The 15,756-nt window shown below is 68.2% G+C and carries 15 protein-coding genes; 6 read left to right on the top strand and 9 right to left on the bottom strand.

Translation table 11 applies throughout. The annotated features are described in order from the left end of the window. Window positions 1-82 precede the first annotated feature (82 nt). A complete protein-coding gene (locus tag ACGFIF_RS02985; protein ID WP_393150765.1) occupies window positions 83-1,414 on the top strand; it encodes an amidase family protein in 1,332 nt (443 codons plus the stop codon). A 130-nt stretch (window positions 1,415-1,544) separates the two neighbouring features. Beyond that, the gene (locus tag ACGFIF_RS02980) at window positions 1,545-2,387 is read left to right on the top strand and encodes a MerR family transcriptional regulator (RefSeq protein WP_393150763.1); all 843 of its coding nucleotides are present in this window, start codon (window positions 1,545-1,547) and stop codon (window positions 2,385-2,387) included. A 22-nt stretch (window positions 2,388-2,409) separates the two neighbouring features. On the opposite strand, the gene ACGFIF_RS02975 is transcribed toward ACGFIF_RS02980, so the two are convergent. Continuing rightward, entirely contained in the window at window positions 2,410-3,798 is a 1,389-nt protein-coding gene (locus ACGFIF_RS02975; protein ID WP_393150761.1) for an MFS transporter, read from the bottom strand. A 265-nt stretch (window positions 3,799-4,063) separates the two neighbouring features. Continuing rightward, window positions 4,064-4,777, bottom strand: coding sequence for a TetR/AcrR family transcriptional regulator (locus tag ACGFIF_RS02970; RefSeq protein ID WP_393150759.1), 714 nt, complete (start codon window positions 4,775-4,777; stop codon window positions 4,064-4,066). Window positions 4,778-4,880: 103 nt separating this feature from the next. On the opposite strand from ACGFIF_RS02970, the gene ACGFIF_RS02965 reads away from it, so the two are divergent. Next, complete coding sequence (locus ACGFIF_RS02965) at window positions 4,881-6,458, top strand: DHA2 family efflux MFS transporter permease subunit (RefSeq protein WP_393150756.1); 1,578 nt, start codon at window positions 4,881-4,883, stop codon at window positions 6,456-6,458. 178 nt (window positions 6,459-6,636) lie between these two features. Here the strand turns inward: ACGFIF_RS02965 and erpA are convergent, their stop codons facing one another. Then, window positions 6,637-6,993, bottom strand: coding sequence for an iron-sulfur cluster insertion protein ErpA (erpA, locus tag ACGFIF_RS02960; protein WP_132207018.1), 357 nt, complete (start codon window positions 6,991-6,993; stop codon window positions 6,637-6,639). Window positions 6,994-7,256: 263 nt separating this feature from the next. Continuing rightward, window positions 7,257-8,351 (bottom strand): glycerate kinase, encoded by a 1,095-nt coding sequence (locus tag ACGFIF_RS02955; protein ID WP_393150754.1) that lies wholly within the window; start codon window positions 8,349-8,351, stop codon window positions 7,257-7,259. Window positions 8,352-8,457: 106 nt separating this feature from the next. On the opposite strand from ACGFIF_RS02955, the gene ACGFIF_RS02950 reads away from it, so the two are divergent. Beyond that, the gene (locus tag ACGFIF_RS02950; RefSeq protein WP_393150752.1) at window positions 8,458-8,859 is read left to right on the top strand and encodes a VOC family protein; all 402 of its coding nucleotides are present in this window, start codon (window positions 8,458-8,460) and stop codon (window positions 8,857-8,859) included. 128 nt (window positions 8,860-8,987) lie between these two features. Here ACGFIF_RS02950 and ACGFIF_RS02945 read toward each other — a convergent pair whose 3' ends face one another. Further along, a complete protein-coding gene (locus tag ACGFIF_RS02945) occupies window positions 8,988-9,614 on the bottom strand; it encodes a LacI family DNA-binding transcriptional regulator (RefSeq protein ID WP_393150750.1) in 627 nt (208 codons plus the stop codon). 96 nt (window positions 9,615-9,710) lie between these two features. On the opposite strand from ACGFIF_RS02945, the gene ACGFIF_RS02940 reads away from it, so the two are divergent. Continuing rightward, a complete protein-coding gene (locus ACGFIF_RS02940) occupies window positions 9,711-10,247 on the top strand; it encodes a CGNR zinc finger domain-containing protein (protein ID WP_393150748.1) in 537 nt (178 codons plus the stop codon). A gap of 107 nt (window positions 10,248-10,354) precedes the next feature. After that, a complete protein-coding gene (gene nfi, locus ACGFIF_RS02935) occupies window positions 10,355-11,008 on the top strand; it encodes a deoxyribonuclease V (RefSeq protein ID WP_393150746.1) in 654 nt (217 codons plus the stop codon). Here nfi and ACGFIF_RS02930 read toward each other — a convergent pair. The 4 genes from ACGFIF_RS02930 to ACGFIF_RS02915 are packed head-to-tail and all read right to left on the bottom strand — an operon-like array spanning window position 10,994 to window position 15,630. After that, window positions 10,994-11,911, bottom strand: a complete 918-nt coding sequence (locus ACGFIF_RS02930) for an SRPBCC family protein (protein WP_393150744.1) — start codon at window positions 11,909-11,911, stop codon at window positions 10,994-10,996. The genes nfi and ACGFIF_RS02930 overlap by 15 nt on opposite strands. Window positions 11,912-11,930: 19 nt before the next feature. Then, entirely contained in the window at window positions 11,931-12,785 is an 855-nt protein-coding gene (locus tag ACGFIF_RS02925; protein WP_393150742.1) for an FAD binding domain-containing protein, read from the bottom strand. Continuing rightward, window positions 12,782-15,166: a xanthine dehydrogenase family protein molybdopterin-binding subunit gene (locus ACGFIF_RS02920; protein WP_393150740.1), complete on the bottom strand. Its 2,385-nt coding sequence runs from the start codon at window positions 15,164-15,166 to the stop codon at window positions 12,782-12,784. Before ACGFIF_RS02920 ends, ACGFIF_RS02925 begins: the two co-directional genes overlap by 4 nt. Then, window positions 15,163-15,630, bottom strand: a complete 468-nt coding sequence (locus ACGFIF_RS02915) for a (2Fe-2S)-binding protein (RefSeq protein WP_393150738.1) — start codon at window positions 15,628-15,630, stop codon at window positions 15,163-15,165. The genes ACGFIF_RS02920 and ACGFIF_RS02915 overlap by 4 nt, the downstream gene beginning before the upstream one ends. Window positions 15,631-15,756: the final 126 nt, after the last annotated feature.

Genomic DNA, 15,756 nt, shown 5'->3' with positions numbered 1-15,756 from the left:
GTCTGGCAACCTTCGAGCGAAAGTGGTGGGGATTCGTGGCGGGCGTTGACTCTCACACTGCGTCAGGTCGTAGACCGGCGGCATGACTGCAACTGCAACGGAGATCGCCGCGCGGATCAGGGCCGGCGAGTTGACGTCTCGCGAGGTGACCGAGCGCATGCTCGCCTGGATCGCGGCCGACACCAAGGTGAACGCGGTGGTCGAGACCCGCCCGGAGTTCGCTCTGCAGGCAGCGGCCGAGGCGGACGCTGCGGTCGCGGCCGGACGCGAGCTCGGGCCGCTGCACGGCGTACCGATGACGATCAAGGAGTGCTTCAACGTCGCCGGCCTGCGGACGACCTGGGGCGATCCGAGGTTCAAGGAGTACGTCGCGGACTGGGACGCGACCGTGGTCGAACGCCTCAGCCGGGCCGGCGCGATCATTGTCGGGAAAAGCAATGTCCACACGATGCTCGGGGACTTCGGCCAGACCACGAACGAGATCTACGGCCGGACGAACAATCCCGCAGACCTCACCCGTACGCCGGGTGGCTCGAGCGGAGGTGGAGCGGCTGCGTTGGCGGCCGGACTCACCTACCTGGAGTACGGATCGGACCTGGTCGGGTCGATCAGGCTCCCGGCCGCGTACTGCGGTGTGTACGGACTGAAGCCCACGACCGGGCTCGTACCTCTGCACGGATTCCAGCTGCCGGGACCGCCCGAGCCGCAGACCGAGTTCCCGACGTTGTCGACAATCGGACCACTCGCGCGATCGGCTGCGGATCTGCGCACTGCGCTGACCGTCACCGGTGGTCCGGCGGCGCCGTACTCGTGGCAACTCCGGCCGCCGCGGCACGACCGGCTCGCGGACCTCCGGGTAGGCGTCGTCCTCGATCACGCGGATGCGCCGGTCTCGAGTGAGGTCGGGACTGCGCTGTCGGACACGGTCGATCGCCTTGCGCGGAACGGGGCGAAGATCATCGAAGGGTGGCCGGCCGGTGTCGATGCGTCGGAACAGGCCGAGGCGTTCGGGTTCCAGGTCGGATTGTTCTTCGCGCTGCAGGGCGAGGGTGCGGACTTCGCGAGTCTCGCGGAGGTGGTCGCGCAGGAGCGCAGGCGAATCGCTCGCCGGCTGACCTGGCAGCGGTACTTCGAAGACGTCGACGTCTTCGTTTGCCCGACGAGTTTCACGACCGCGTTCCCGCACGACGATCGGCCGTTCGAGGACCGGACGATCATGACGTCGTACGGCGAGCAGCGCTACGACGCGCAGGTGTTCTGGATCGCCCACGCGTCGCTCACCGGACTGCCCGCGCTGAGCATGCCGATCGGCGTGACGCCGACCGGTTTGCCCGTCGGCATGCAGGTGATCGGCCCCTGGCACGAGGACGACACCGCGATCAGGTTCGCCGAACTCCTCGCCGACCTGAGCTGATCGGGGTTCGACTCGTTCGCGACCAGAGAACGGGGTTCGACGGGACTCGTTCGCGACCAGGGATCGGGGTTCAACCGGACTCGTTCGCGACCAGGGATCGGGGTTGACGGAGTTGATCGCGGATTGCTGATTGACTCGGGGTGGATGGGAGGCCGGATTGTTTGCGATCGGGGACTTTGCCAGGCATGGGCGGGTGTCGGTGCGGATGTTGCGGCACTACGACGCGATCGGTCTGCTGCGGCCGGCGCACGTGGATCCGGCGACCGGCTACCGGAGCTACGACGCCGCTCAGTTCGCGGAGCTCAACCAGATCGTGGCGCTGAAGGACCTCGGGTTCTCACTCGAACAGGTGCGGACGATGATCGCGGACGAGATCAGCCCGGCGGAGCTGCGCGCATTGTTGACAATCCGCCGCGCGGAACTGGAGTCCACCGTCGCCGAGAGCGTCGCACGGCTCGCGCAGGTCGAGTCGCGTCTCCGCGGCCTCGAGGACCAACTGCCGACTGTCGACGTGGTGATCAAGGAGTTGCCTGCCATCCGGCTGGTGGGACTGACCACCACAGCCGCGAGCTTCACCCCCGAGGACATCGGCCCCGTCGTACGTCCGCTGTGTGCGGAGCTCGGCCACCGGCTGCCCGATGCCGCCGCGGTACATCCGGCCGGCCGCTTGACCTGCCTGTACGAGCGATCACCGCGATCCGAGGACGAGGCCGTCGTCCGCGCGACTGTTCCGGCGTCGGTCGATGCTGAGGGCAACCGCAACGGCCTCGAGGTCGTGGATCTGCCCGCCGTACGTGCCGCGACGGTGGTCCATCGCGGGCCGATCGACCAGGTGCTGCCCGCGTGGCAGGCGCTGGCTCGTTGGATGGACGACAACAACCATCGGTCCGGCGAGCCGGCACGCGAGCTCTACCTCGACTGCCCGGACGACCCGGCGCAGTGGGTCACCGAGCTGCAGGAGCCCATCGCGTGATCGTGATGGGCTCCTGCTCGGCTCAGGCCTTTGCGGGTTCCAAGGCGACTGGTGGCAGGGCTCCCTCGGTGCCTGGGGTCTCGGTGCCGTTGAGAGGGCAGCGGGTGGTTTCGGGGACCTTGACGAGGGCGATCGCGCCGATCACGCAGGCGGCCATCATGTAGTACGCCGGCATCAGCGCGTTCCCGGTTTCGGCAGTGAGCCAGTCGTTCACCGCGGGCGCCGTACCGCCGAACAGCGACGTCGACACGTTGTAGGCGATCGCGAAACCGGCGTACCGGACATGCGTCGGGAACATCGCCGGGAACGTGGCCGAGATCGTCGCCAGCTGCGGGACGTAGAGCAGTCCGAGTACGGCGAACCCGATGATCGCACCGAGGACGTTCGTACCCATCAGCAGGAACATCGGCGCACCGAACACGAACAGCCCGGCCAGCGAGAACCACCACAGCGGCTTGCGGCCGATGCGATCCGACATCCGGCCGGCGAACGGCAGGAACAGCATCATTGTCAACATTCCGATGATCGGCACGATCAGCGACTCGTCCGAGCTGAGGCCGATCTCGCTCTCCAGGTACGTCGGCATGTACGTGAGCAGGGTGTAGTTGACGACGTTCAGCGCGACGACCAGGCCGCCGAGCTGCAGGATCGGCCTCCAGTAGCCGGCCAGCAGATCCTTGAACTGCGTGGTCGTCTCCTCTTCCTTCTGGCCCTTCGCCTCCAACTCGCGGAACACCGGTGTGTCCTCGAGCCGCGAGCGCAGGTAGACGCCGACCAGGCCGAGCGGCGCGGCGACCAGGAACGGCAGCCGCCAGCCCCACGAGTGCATCGCGTCGTCGCCGAGCATCAGCGAGAAGCCGAGCATCAGCAGCGCACCGAGCGAGAAGCCGGCCAGCGTGCCGAACTCCAGGAAGCTGCCCAGGAATCCGCGCCGGCGGCTCGGGGCGTACTCCGCCATGAACGTCGCGGCGCCGCCGTACTCACCGCCGGTCGAGAAGCCCTGGATCATCCGGAGCAGGACCAGCAGGATCGGCGCCCACAGGCCGATCGCGTCGTAGGTCGGAACCAGGCCGACGCACAGGGTGGCGCCGGACATCAACAGGATCGTGATCGCCAGCACGTGCTTGCGACCGAGGCGGTCGCCGAGCGGACCCCAGATCAGGCCGCCGAGCGGCCGGACCAGGAACGAGACCGCGAACGTCATCAGCGCGAGCAGCGTCGCGCTCTCGGTGTCACCCGGGAAGATCGCCGCCGAGATGTAGGTCACGCCGTACGCGTAGATGCCGTAGTCGAACCATTCGGTCGCGTTGCCGATGGCCGATGCGGCGATCGCCTTCTTCAGTACTCCTGGGGGCGGTTCGGTCTCGACCGGCGGTTTCCTGCTGACCGGTGGCTGGCTCTCGGCGTCCACGGGATCCTCCTGTCGTCACTCGGCCTCACCCGTGCCCACCAGACGCCTTCGGCACACTCGCCTCCGCGTTCCGCGAACGTACCGCCTCACGCCTCTGGCGCACCCGGACGGCCAAGTCGTACTTTTGTTGACAATCCGAAGGTTAACCATGTGCATTCGTGAACAGCAAGGACCAACTCGGAGCAGGCTGCTCCTGGGCAGTTAGCTACGGTGGCTCGGGCAGTTGGTTACGCGCTGGGGGCAGTTGGTTACGCGGCTCGGGTAGTCAGTTACGGTCGGCCAGCGAGGCCAGACCCGCGGTGATCACGGTGATGCCGAACTCGAAGCGCTCGTCACTGCTCGAGCCCGCAGTGAGCGCACCGGCCAGCGCGACCGTGAGCGGGAACCGGTCGGCCGGCAGCGACTCGAAGAAGCCGCGGAGATACGCGACGAAGCCCTCGATGTCGTCCTTGGTCCACGTCGACGCACCACCCTTCACCGTCTCCTCGAACGCGGTCGCGGTGACGTAGAGCGGGATCAGGTCGACAGCCCAGGCCGCCGCCTGGTCCGGAAGGTTGCCGGCCTTCAGGATGCCGAGCATCCGCTCAGTGCTGAGTAGCGCCCGCTCCCCCAGCGGGACCTGACCCATCGCGGCGCGGGCGACCCCCGGATTCGCCCGCATCACCCGGAGCATCTCGCGCATCGCGTCCTTCAACTGCTCCTGCCAGCGGTCCGGATCAGGAGTCTCCGGAAGGTTCATGTCCTGCGCCGCGCGGTCGACCAGCAACTGGTCGAGCTCCCTCTTGTTCGCGACGTGCGCGTACAGCGAGGCGGGTCCGGTGTCGAGCACCTGGGCGACCTTGCGCATCGAGACCGCGTCGTACCCCTGCTCGATCAGCACGCGCATCGCTGCGTCGACGATCCGCTCGCGGGTCAGCGGCTCACGGATGGCGCGGACTGGCTTCTCGGGGCTGATCGGCTGCCACGGCGACTGACTCATACCGCCCACTCTAGCGAACACCGTACTTGACAGGAACAGTGTTCGCGCGTAGAACGGTGTTCGTTACCGAACACTGTTCGCCCGCATCCGACAGGAGCCGACGATGAGCACCTCAACCGACACCCCACCGGCCCCACCCGCCGGGCAACCACCAACCAACTCAGCCAGCGCAACAGTCACGCCGGACTCGACCGGCTCGATCGCCACGCGCGACTCGGCCGGCTCAACCGCCACGCCGGACCCGGCCGGCTCGGGCGGTACGCCGGACTCGGCCGGCGCTACTGGTACGCCGTACCGGTGGCGGTGGATTGTGCTGGCGACGGTGTTGATCGCCGAGATCATGGATCTTGTCGACGCGACGATTGTCAACATTGCGGCACCGTCGATCCGGGCCGAGCTCGGTGGGTCCGAGTCCGCGATGCAGTGGATGCTGGCCGGCTACACGCTCGCGTTCGCGATCGGGCTGATCAGCTTCGGCCGGCTCGGCGACCTGGTCGGGCGGCGACGGCTGTTCGTGATCGGCGCGGTCGGGTTCACCGTCGCCTCCGCGATCTGCGGACTGGCCACCTCACCGGAGCTGCTGATCGGCAGCCGGGTCGCGCAGGGTCTGCTCGGCGCGGTGATGATCCCGCAGGGGTTCGCGATCCTGAAGGCGGTCTTCCCGCCCGCGGAGATCGGCAAGGCGTTCGCGATGTTCGGCCCGGTGATGGGATTGTCGGCAGTCGCCGGACCGATCATCGCCGGCGTACTGATCGACGCCAACTGGTTCGACGCGGGCTGGCGGATGATCTTCTTCATCAACGTCCCGATCGGCATCCTCGCCCTGTACGGCGCGCTGCGCTTCATGCCCGAGGTGAAGACACCGGGCGCCTCCCGCCTCGACCTGGCCGGTGTGATCCTGGTCAGCCTCGCCTCCGGGTTGCTGATCTACCCGCTGGTCGAGGGCCGCGAACTCGGCTGGCCATTGTGGACAATCCTGATGTTGATCGCATCGGTGCCGGTGTTCGTGCTGTTCGCCTGGCGCGAGCGCCGGTCCGGAAACCCGGTCATCGACCCGTCGCTGTTCCGCAGTCGCGGGTACGTCGCCGGCCTCGGCGTGATCACCACGTTCTTCCTGGCGATGTCCGGCTTCATGCTGGTGTTCAACCTGTTCACCCAGCTCGGACTGCACTACAGCCCACTGAAGGCCGGCCTCGCGATGGTGCCGTTCTCGCTTGGGATCGCGATCGGCGCGCCGCTGTCCGGCGGACTGCTCGCGCCGAAGCTCGGCCGCAAGGCGCTGCAACTCGGCATCGCGGTGATGACGCTGGCGATGGGCGGCGTGTGGTTCACCCTGCACACGTACGGCGATGCGACGACGATCTGGAACCTCGTCCCGGCGACCCTCGTCGCCGGGATCGGCGCCGGGCTGGTGTTCGCGCCGCTGTTCGACATCATCCTGGCCTCGATCGACGACCAGGCCGCGGGCTCGGCGTCCGGCGTACTGACCGCGATGCAGCAGTTCGGCGGCGCGATCGGGGTCGCGGTGATCGGCACGATCTTCTTCCAGCTGCTGCCGGAGCACGCGTTCCTCGGCGCCACCAAGAACGCGGTGCTGGTCGCGATCGGACTGTTCGTGGTGAGCCTCGCGGTCAGCTGGCTGCTCCCGAAGCGCGCCCGCGAAGGCGTCTCCGCCCACTGACCAGGGGCGGAACTGACCAGGGGGCGCAACTGATCAGGGGCGCTGACCAGGGGGCGCAAATGATCAGGGGCGCAACCGATCAGGGCGGAAGCCAACCAGCTCTCTCCCGGCCCGGCCGACCGCGGGCATGCGAAAGCCCCGCTCCTCAACTGCTGAGGAGCGGGGCTCTCGGGCTACGTCAGTTGAACGAGTCGCCGCAGGCGCAAGAGCCGGTGGCGTTCGGGTTGTCGATCGTGAAGCCCTGCTTCTCGATGGTGTCGACGAAGTCGATCGAGGCGCCCTTCAGGTACGGCGCGCTCATCCGGTCGGTCACGACGTTCACGCCGTTGAAGTCGGCCACCACGTCGCCGTCGAGCTGACGCTCGTCGAAGAACAGCTGGTACCGCAGCCCGGAGCAACCGCCCGGCTGTACGGCGACCCGCAGCGCGAGGTCGTCGCGTCCTTCCTGCTCGAGCAGCGCCTTCACCTTGGCGGCGGCCCCGTCGGTGAGGAGCACACCTGTGGCTACGGCCTGCTCGGTCTGCGCTTCAGTCATTCCTGACTCCAGTCATCTCGTGAGCGCCCGGCTGCTGTGGGCAGGCAGCCGCGCGCGGAAAGTCCGCTGTCATTCCGAGCCAACAATCGCCGATCCGGAACCATTCCCATGGTCGCACACCAATTTCTGGGATCAACTACCTGCCTCGCTGGCCGGACGTCGATTCCGACACATGCCGGCTCGCCGTCGTTCCGCCGTACCAAGCAGAGCCGGTGCCCACGCGTTCCGGTGCAGCTGGCAGCGTTCCGCCGTACGGAACGGGGTCAACGCGCCCAGGTCTTGGCGACACGCTCCGCGACGGCGGCCAGCGAGCCGTGCGGGTCGGCGAACGCCTGCGCTTCCCCCACCGCGTCGACCAGCGAATACGCCGATTCGACGCCCATCGTGCGCATCTCGCGGGACCCGATCAGCACCTTTCCGGCCAGTACGACGCACGGCCGCATCGCGTCGTTCGCCACCTTCGCGACACCCGCGATCACCTTGCCGTCCCGCGACTGGAAGTCGAAGGCACCCTCACCGCTGAGCACCAGATCGACCCGCGACGCCTTCTCCTTCAGCCCAGTCAGCTCCGCGACCAGGTCGATCCCGGACACCCGTTCGGCGCCGAGCAGCAACAGTGCGTAACCGAGTCCACCGGCCGCGCCCGCACCCTTCTTGTCCGCGGTCTTGCGGTCCGCGAGCTCGGCGAAGTGCGTCAGCCAGCCGTCCACCTCGGGCTTGCGCTCGTCCGCGATCCCCTTCTGCTTGCCGAACACGCTGGTCGCGCCGCGCAGCCCGAGCATCGGGTTCTCCACGTCACTCGCGGCGACGAACTCGATCCCGGCCATCCGCGTCCGCGCCGGCTCCAGGTCGACCTCGGTCAGCTTTGCGAGACCTGCCGCGCCGGAATCCAGGCTGCCCCCGGCGGCGGTCGCGCCCAGCGCGGCGAGCAGTCCGGCGCCGGCGTCGTTCGTCCCGGATCCACCGAGGCCGAGAATGATCCGCTTCGCCCCGGCGTCGACCGCGGAAGCGATCAGCTGCCCGACGCCGTACGTGGTCGCGTCTTCCGGCCGGCGCTGCTCCGGCTCGACCAGGTGCAGACCGCAGGCCTGCGCGGTCTCGACGTACGCCGTCTCGCCCGCGAGCAACACCGTCGCCGGGGTGTCCTCGCCGAGCGGTCCGCGGACAGTCACCGACAGGAGGGTCCCGTCGACGACGGCCGACAGTACGTCGATGAAGCCAGGGCCGCCGTCCGCCATCGGCGCGACCAGCACCTCCGCGTCCGGGTCCCGCCGCCGCCAGCCTTCCTCGATGGCAGCCGCCGCCTCCACGGCGGTGAGGGTACCCGCGAACTTGTCCGGCGCAATCAGCACTCGCATGCCGACATCCTCTCCCACATCCACGCGCGCCCGCCGCCGGGGAACCACCTCGCGGACAGTCCGCGGTCACGTCCGGTGACTCGTGACGGTGGTTTGATCGGCAGGCATGAAGACAATCCTCTTCGCGTACCGGGTGAGCGACCTCGAGCGCTCGCTCGCCTTCTACCGGGCGGTGGGGTACGCCGAACTCGGCACGGTGCCGTTCGACGACGGATCCAGCCTGGTCTGGCTGAAGCTTCCCGACGAAACGGCGGTGTCGCTCGAGCTGGTGCACCGGCCGGCTGACGGACCAGTCGAGATCGGTGGCTTCGAGCACTACGCGATCGAGGTCGACTCACTGAGCGACACGATCGACCGTCTGACCAAGGCCGGCCTGGAGCCGGGACCGGTGGAACTCCCCGGGGGTCCCGAGGGCCCGAAGACATCCTGGCTCACCGACCCCGACGGCTACCGCATCGAACTGGTCGAGTGGCCCCCCGGCGGCCCACCCCAGCTCGACCAGCCGTAGCCACCTGTCGGCCGACCACCCGCACCCGAACAGATGCAACTTCCGCTACACCCAACTCCGGGTCCGGCCACCGCACAGACTCCGGCCGGCCACCTCATATGCCATGCGGAGGTTTCGGCTGGCTCCTGCTAGCAGGAGTGCAGCGCTTGCGCTGGGCGGGCCGATGGGATCACGACGTGGCGTCGTTCGGTTGGGCCGACGCCGGCTACGCGGTCGAGTAGGAGAGCGACTGCCTTGTTGGCGAACGCCTCGTGGTTGCTGGAGCCGGTGATGAGCGACGGCTCGTGCTCGAACGAGACCCTGTCGAACGGGAGGTCGGGACGTCCCTCGCCCAACAGCACCACCGGTCTGTTCGGGGCCGCCGCGGTGCCGGCGCAGGCCGACGGCCACAAGAGAATCCCGTCGACCAGTCGGTCACGCAGACCGTCGAGAGCGAGTTCTTCCGCAACCTCGTCGTCGTCCGTCTGCTCGATCAGAACGGCGACGCCACTCTTCTTCGCTGCCCGGCCGACGGCTCCGGCGAGCCCGGCGAAACAGACCAGGGCGAGATCGGGAATCGCCAGCGCGATTACGCCGCACTGCCCTTTGCGCAACGAACGGGCGCCGAGGTTGGGGCGATAGTCCAGCTCAGCGATCGCGGCTTCCACCTTCGCCCGGGTCGCGGGGGTGACATGCGGATAGTCGTTGATGACATTGGAGACGGTCTTCACCGAGACCCCGGCTCGCTGGGCGACGTCTCGCATCCGCGCCGTCATCGATCCTCCATCACGTGATCCTGGGGCTCATGACGTTACGGGGCCGATGTGAGATGCGCAACGCATTAACGTCGTTCAACGCGTTATGTTGGTGGGGTGCGAGTTCAGGTGGAGCCGATGCCGCTCGACTCTTTGGTCGAATTGGTGAACGGCTGGGGCGTCGAGCCTCGCCGCGCGGGCGCCAGGTCGGACGTGCCCCCGCTGGCCGACCACGTCGCCCGGGCCGGCGTCCCGACCTCGGTGGCAGATGCGCTGACGGATGACGAGCTGATCCGGTTCGCCGACACGATCTTCGGGATCTTCGCGTCGGCCGGTACGGCGGCTCGCGTCGCCGCGGTCTCCGAGTTGCTGACGACAATCGACGTACGGCCCGATCTCTTGCTGGACGGCGCGGGAGTTCGGCCGACGTGGTGGGCGGACGCTGACGACGCTCTGCTGGCTGCGGCCCTGCTGGCCCTGCGGGCGCAAATGTCCGAGGAGGGTCCCGGTCGCCTCGGGGTGTGCGTCGACGGAGGCTGCGCGGACATCTATGTCGACGGGTCACCCGCTGGACGACGGCGGTTCTGCTCGGTCACGTGCCAGAACCGCGCCCGCGCCGCGAAGTACCGGCAGAGTCAGCGAACCGGCTCGTGAGCCGTCCGGCCGGGTGCTCGGCCGCGACCAGCCGGGTGATCAGTCGCGATTGGGGTGGGTGATCGGCCGGGATCGGTCGGGTGATTGGCCGCGGGTACGGTGCCTGGATGCGATGGCCGAGTACGGCCGCTGAAGCGGTTGCCGTTCAGGAGGGACTGCGGGGGCTTGTCGACAATACGGATGTCGGCGATCGGCCGCGGTATGTCGCCGGGCTTGATGTTGCGTACGACGGGGATCGGTTGGCGGCCGCGGTCGTCGTGCTCGACTGGGAGACGTTGGCCGAGGTGGATCGAGCGGTGGTGCTCGGGGAGACGACGTTTCCTTATGTGCCTGGGTTGTTCGCGTTCCGGGAGGTTCCGGGGTTACTGGAGGCGTTGGGGACGTTGAGGACGACGCCGGATCTGCTGGTGTGCGATGGGCAGGGGTTGGCGCATCCGCGGCGGTTCGGGCTGGCGTGTCATCTCGGGGTGCTGACCGGGGTGCCGGCGATCGGGGCGGCGAAGACGGCGTTTGTTGGTACGCATGCCGAGCCTGGGTCGGCTCGGGGTGAGTCGGCCGATCTGATTGTCGACAATGAGGTTGTCGGCGCGGTGGTGCGTACACAGGACGGGGTGAAGCCGATGTATGTGTCCGTCGGGCATCGGGTCAGTCTCCCGACGGCTATGCGGCATGTGCTGCATCTGTCGCCGCGGTATCGCTTGCCGGAGACGACGCGGGCGGCTGATCACCTGTGCCGGCAGGCGTTGTCAGCGGCGGAGTAGGCGGCGGATGAGGAGTGCTAGTACGGCGCCGATGATGTACGGGCGGACGCGACGGGCTAGTGCCGGTATGAGTGCGGAGCCCAGATCCAGCGTAGACGCGCCGGGGGGTGGCTGAGCTGGTGGGGCCTGGCTTGTTGGCTCCTCGGGCGCGGTGGGACTTGAGGTGCCAGCAGCACCTGAGGCGGCAGATCCGGCGGCAGCGGATCCAGTAGTCGCGGTGGAACCACGAGCTCCCGCGACTCCACCGGGTCCGCCTGGTGAGGTGGGTCCAGCGGCTGAGGCAGGGCTGGCCGGTTTGGCAGGGCCGGCGGTGGTTGTGGGTCCAGCTGTGGCGGCGGGTGCGGCCGCGGAGACGTTGGGCTCGGCTGCGGAACCGCTGGACTCGGCTGCGGGGGCGGTGGAGTCGGGGGCGAGGGCCGTGGACCCGGCTGCCGAGGTGGTGGGTTCGGGTGGGGGTTGGGTGGTGAGGGTGGTGGTTAGGCAGGTGACGAATTGGGCCAGGAGGTGGTCGGAGACGTCTTGGATGAGGCCTCGGCCGAATTGGGCGGGGCGGCCGGTGACGGTTAGGTCGGTTTCGACGGTGACCGCGGTGGATGTGTCACCTGAGGCGTCCAGGCGGGCAGTGACCCGGACGGACGCCGTACTGTTGCCGCGCTTGTCCTTGCCCTTGGCCTCGACCACCGCGTGATGGTCTGCCGGGTCGCGTTCGACGAACGTCCCGGTGCCGGCGTACTGCAGCGACACCGGTCCCAGTTTGACCTTGCACGTCCCGGTGAACTGGTCGCCGTCGTACGACGTCAGGGTGGCGCCAGGGAAACAAGGCACCACCCGTTCGAGGTCGTTGAACGCGGCCCACGCCTGCTCGACCGGAGCCGGTACGACGAACTTGTGCTCGAGCTTCATCCAGTACCTTCCGCCGCCGTCATCCAGCACCGGCCGCGGCCAGCACCGCGCGCCGCGTCAGTACCGACGCCAGGTGCCGTCGGTACTCCGCATCACCGTTGAGGTCGGTCACCGGAGAAGTCCCGTCAGCGGCCCGGGCCGCTGCCTCACGGACGGCTTCGGCGGTCGCCGGCCGGCCGATCAGCGCGTCCTCGACCGCGATCGCCCGGATCGGCGTGGACCCCATGTTGGTGAGCCCGACCCGCGCCTCCGCGATCGAGTCCCCGTCCAGCCGGACCGCGGCCGCGACGGCCACGATCGACCACTGCTGCGCGACCCGGTTGAACTTCTCGTAGTGCGCACCCCAGCCGGTGTACTTCGGCACCCGTACCTCGACCAGCAGTTCGTCCTCGGCGAGCGCCGTACTGAACACGCCCTGGAAGAAGTCGCCGGCGGCAACGGTACGACGGCCGTTCGGCCCCGCGATCACGAACGACGCATCCAGAGCGAGCGCGACCGCCGGCAGATCGCCGGCCGGATCGGCGTGCGCCAGCGAACCGCCGAACGTCCCGCGGTGCCGCACCTGCGGATCCGCGATCGTTGCCGTGGCCAACGAAATCAGCTGGGTGTGCTCGCCGACCAGCGGATCGGCCTGGACCGTGCTGTGTGACGTCATCGCACCGATCACCAGCGCGTCCCCGTCGTCGCGGATGCCCCGCAACTCGTCGATCTTCCCAATGTCGACAATCGACTCCGGCGCTGCCAACCGCAGCCGCAGCACCGGCATCAGGCTCTGACCGCCGGCCAGCACCTTGGCGTCGGCGTGCTCGCGGAGCAATGCCACCGCCTCGTCCACCGACGTCGGCGTGAAGTATTCAAAGGCCGCGGGAATCATGACTTCGCCCCTTCCTGCAAGGCCTTCCACACCCGGTACGGCGTACACGGCATCGTCACGTCCGACACACCTAGATGACGAACCGCGTCGATCACCGCGTTCACCACGGCCGGAGTCGAGGCGATCGTGCCCGCCTCGCCGACACCCTTCACACCCAGCTGGTTCGTCGTCGCCGGAGTCTCGGTGCGTGCCGTCTCGATCGACGGCAGATCAGCCGACGACGGGACCAGATAGTCGACGAACGAACCTGTCACCAAGGTGCCGGTCTCGTCGTGCACCGCCTCCTCGAACAGCGCCTGCGCGATGCCCTGCGCGATACCGCCGTGCACCTGGCCCTCGACGATCATTGGATTGACGACAATCCCAACGTCGTCAACGCTGACGTACGACCGGATCTTCGCGGCACCGGTCTCCGTGTCGACCTCGACCGCGCACAGATGCGTACCGTGCGGGAACGAGAAGTCGTCCGGCTCCAACGTCGCGTCCGCGTCGAGCGACCGCTCCGCACCGCCGTCGAGCTTGTGCCCCTGGAACACCGCGAACGCCAACTCCCCCAGCGTCATCCCCGACTCAGTGCCACGCACTCCGAACCGGCCACCATCGAAGTCGAGGTCGTCCGCGTTCGCCTCGAGCAGCTGCGCCGCGATCGGCTTCGCCTTCTCGATCACCTTGTCGGCCGCGGCGAGGACCGCCATCCCGCCGACCGCCAGCGACCGTGAGCCGTACGTGTCCAGTCCGCGCCCCGCGACCTGCGTGTCGCCATGCAGCACTTCGACGTCCTCGAACGCGACACCCAACCGATCGGCGACCAGCTGACTCCACGCCGTCTCGTGCCCCTGGCCGTGCGGACTCGTCCCGGTGATGACCTCGACCTTGCCGGTCGGCAACATCCGGATCGACGCGTGCTCCCAGCCACCGCCGACGTACCCCATCGAGCCGAGCCAGCGCGACGGCGCCAGCCCGCACATCTCGGTGTACGTCGAGACGCCGATGCCGAGCTGGACCGGGTCGCCGGACTCGCGCCGCTTCAGTTGTTCGGCGCGCAGGTCGTCGTACCCGAAGAGCTCTTTGGCCTTGGCGGTCGCGGCCTCGTAGTTGCCGGAGTCGTACTGCAGTCCGGACACGGTCGGGAACGGGAACTCGTCGTGTTTGATCCAGTTCCGTTCGCGGATCTCCAGCGGGTCGACGCCGACCTGCACCGCGAGCTCGTCCATCATCCGCTCGATCGCGAACGTCGCCTCCGGCCGGCCGGCGCCGCGGTACGCGTCCGTCCAGGTCATGTTGGTGAAGACGTTGGTGCAGCTGAGCCGGTACGCCGGGAACTTGTAGATGCCGTTGTACATCAGGGCGCCGAGGATCGGGACGCCGGCAGAGACCAGGCCGAGGTACGCGCCCATGTTGGCGAGCAGGTCGACCTTGAGACCGGTGACGTTGCCGTCGCGGTCCGCGGCGAGAGTGACCTTCTGCCACTGGTCGCGGCCGTGGTGCGCCGCCATCAGCGACTCCGACCTGGTTTCGGTGTATTTACAGGGCTTTCCGGTACGACGTGCCGCGATCACCGTGAGCACTTCCTCCGGCGTGAACTGCAGCTTGCCGCCGAAGCCGCCGCCGACGTCCGGAGCGATCACGCGGATCTTGTGCTCCGGGATGCCGAGGACCAGCGAGATGAAGATCTTCACGAAGTGCGGTACCTGGGTCGAGTCCCACACCGTGAGCTGTTCGCTGGTGGGGTCGACCACGATCGACCGCGGCTCCATGAACGACGGGATCAGCCGCTGCTGGCGGAACTCGCGCTCGATCACGATGCCGCCGTCGCGCGCCGCCGCGATCGCGACCTCGACGTCGCCGCCGTGGCCGGCCTCGGCGGAGTCGTAGACGAACGTGGCCGACACGTTGGTGCCGAGATCGGGATGCGCGAGCACCTCGTCGGCGGCGGCCGCCTTCAGGTCGAGTGCGGCCGGCAGCTCCTCGTAGTCCACGTCGACCAGGTCGACCGCATCGCACGCCTCGGCCGCGGTCCGGGCCACCACGACGGCGACGATCTCGCCGGCGAAGTTCACCGTGTCGACCGCGACGGACGGGTGGTTCGGCTGCACCTGCTCAGGCGTGGCCGTCCAGGCGAACGGCAGGCCGCCCTGCTCGTCGGCGAGGTCGGCGCCCGTCAGTACGGTGACCACACCGCTGGCCGCTCGTGCGGACTCGGTGTCGACGCCGGTGATCCGTGCGTGCGCGAACGGGCTGCGGACCATCGCGAGGTGCAACATGCCGGGCAGTACGACGTTGTCGGTCCAGCGGGTCCGGCCGGTGATCAGCCGGGCGTCCTCCTTGCGCCGGCGCGGATTGCCGACCTCGGCGGTGCGGCGCTCCTCGGTGGCGGTCATTGCGCACCTCCGGCGGCCGCGGCCTGAACGGCACGGACGATGTTCTGATAGCCGGTGCAGCGGCAGAGGTTGCCCTCGAGCCCGAGCCGGATCTCGTCCTCGGTCGGATTCGGATTGTCGGCAATCAGATCGATTGATTGCATGATCATGCCGGGCGTGCAGTAACCGCACTGCAAGGCATGGTTCTCGTGGAACGCCTGCTGCATCGGGTGCAGCTGCCCGTTGGTCGCGAGACCCTCGATGGTCGTCACCTCGTGCCCGTCGGCCTGCACCGCGAACAACGAACACGACTTCACACTTCGCCCGTCGAGGTGGACCGTGCACACACCGCAGTTCCCGGTGTCGCATCCGACCACTGTCCCCGTCTTCCCCAGCTGCTCGCGCAGGTAATGCACGAGCAGCGTGCGCGGCTCCACGTCGTCCGTGTAGCTGCTTCCGTCGACTTGCACCGTGATCCGGGTCATCGCCCCGCCTCCAGAAGTAGGCACCCACCTGGAACCGATCCTGCTCTCGTGTGATCTTCCCCACAAGAGATCGGATCACTACCAACTCCAACCGGTGCCGGCCGGTGAGATCGCGAAGGGGTGGGG

Origin of the sequence: Kribbella sp. NPDC049174, assembly GCF_043197365.1 — a bacterium.
Classification (GTDB): domain Bacteria; phylum Actinomycetota; class Actinomycetes; order Propionibacteriales; family Kribbellaceae; genus Kribbella.
This window is presented reverse-complemented; position numbering and strand designations above follow the sequence as displayed.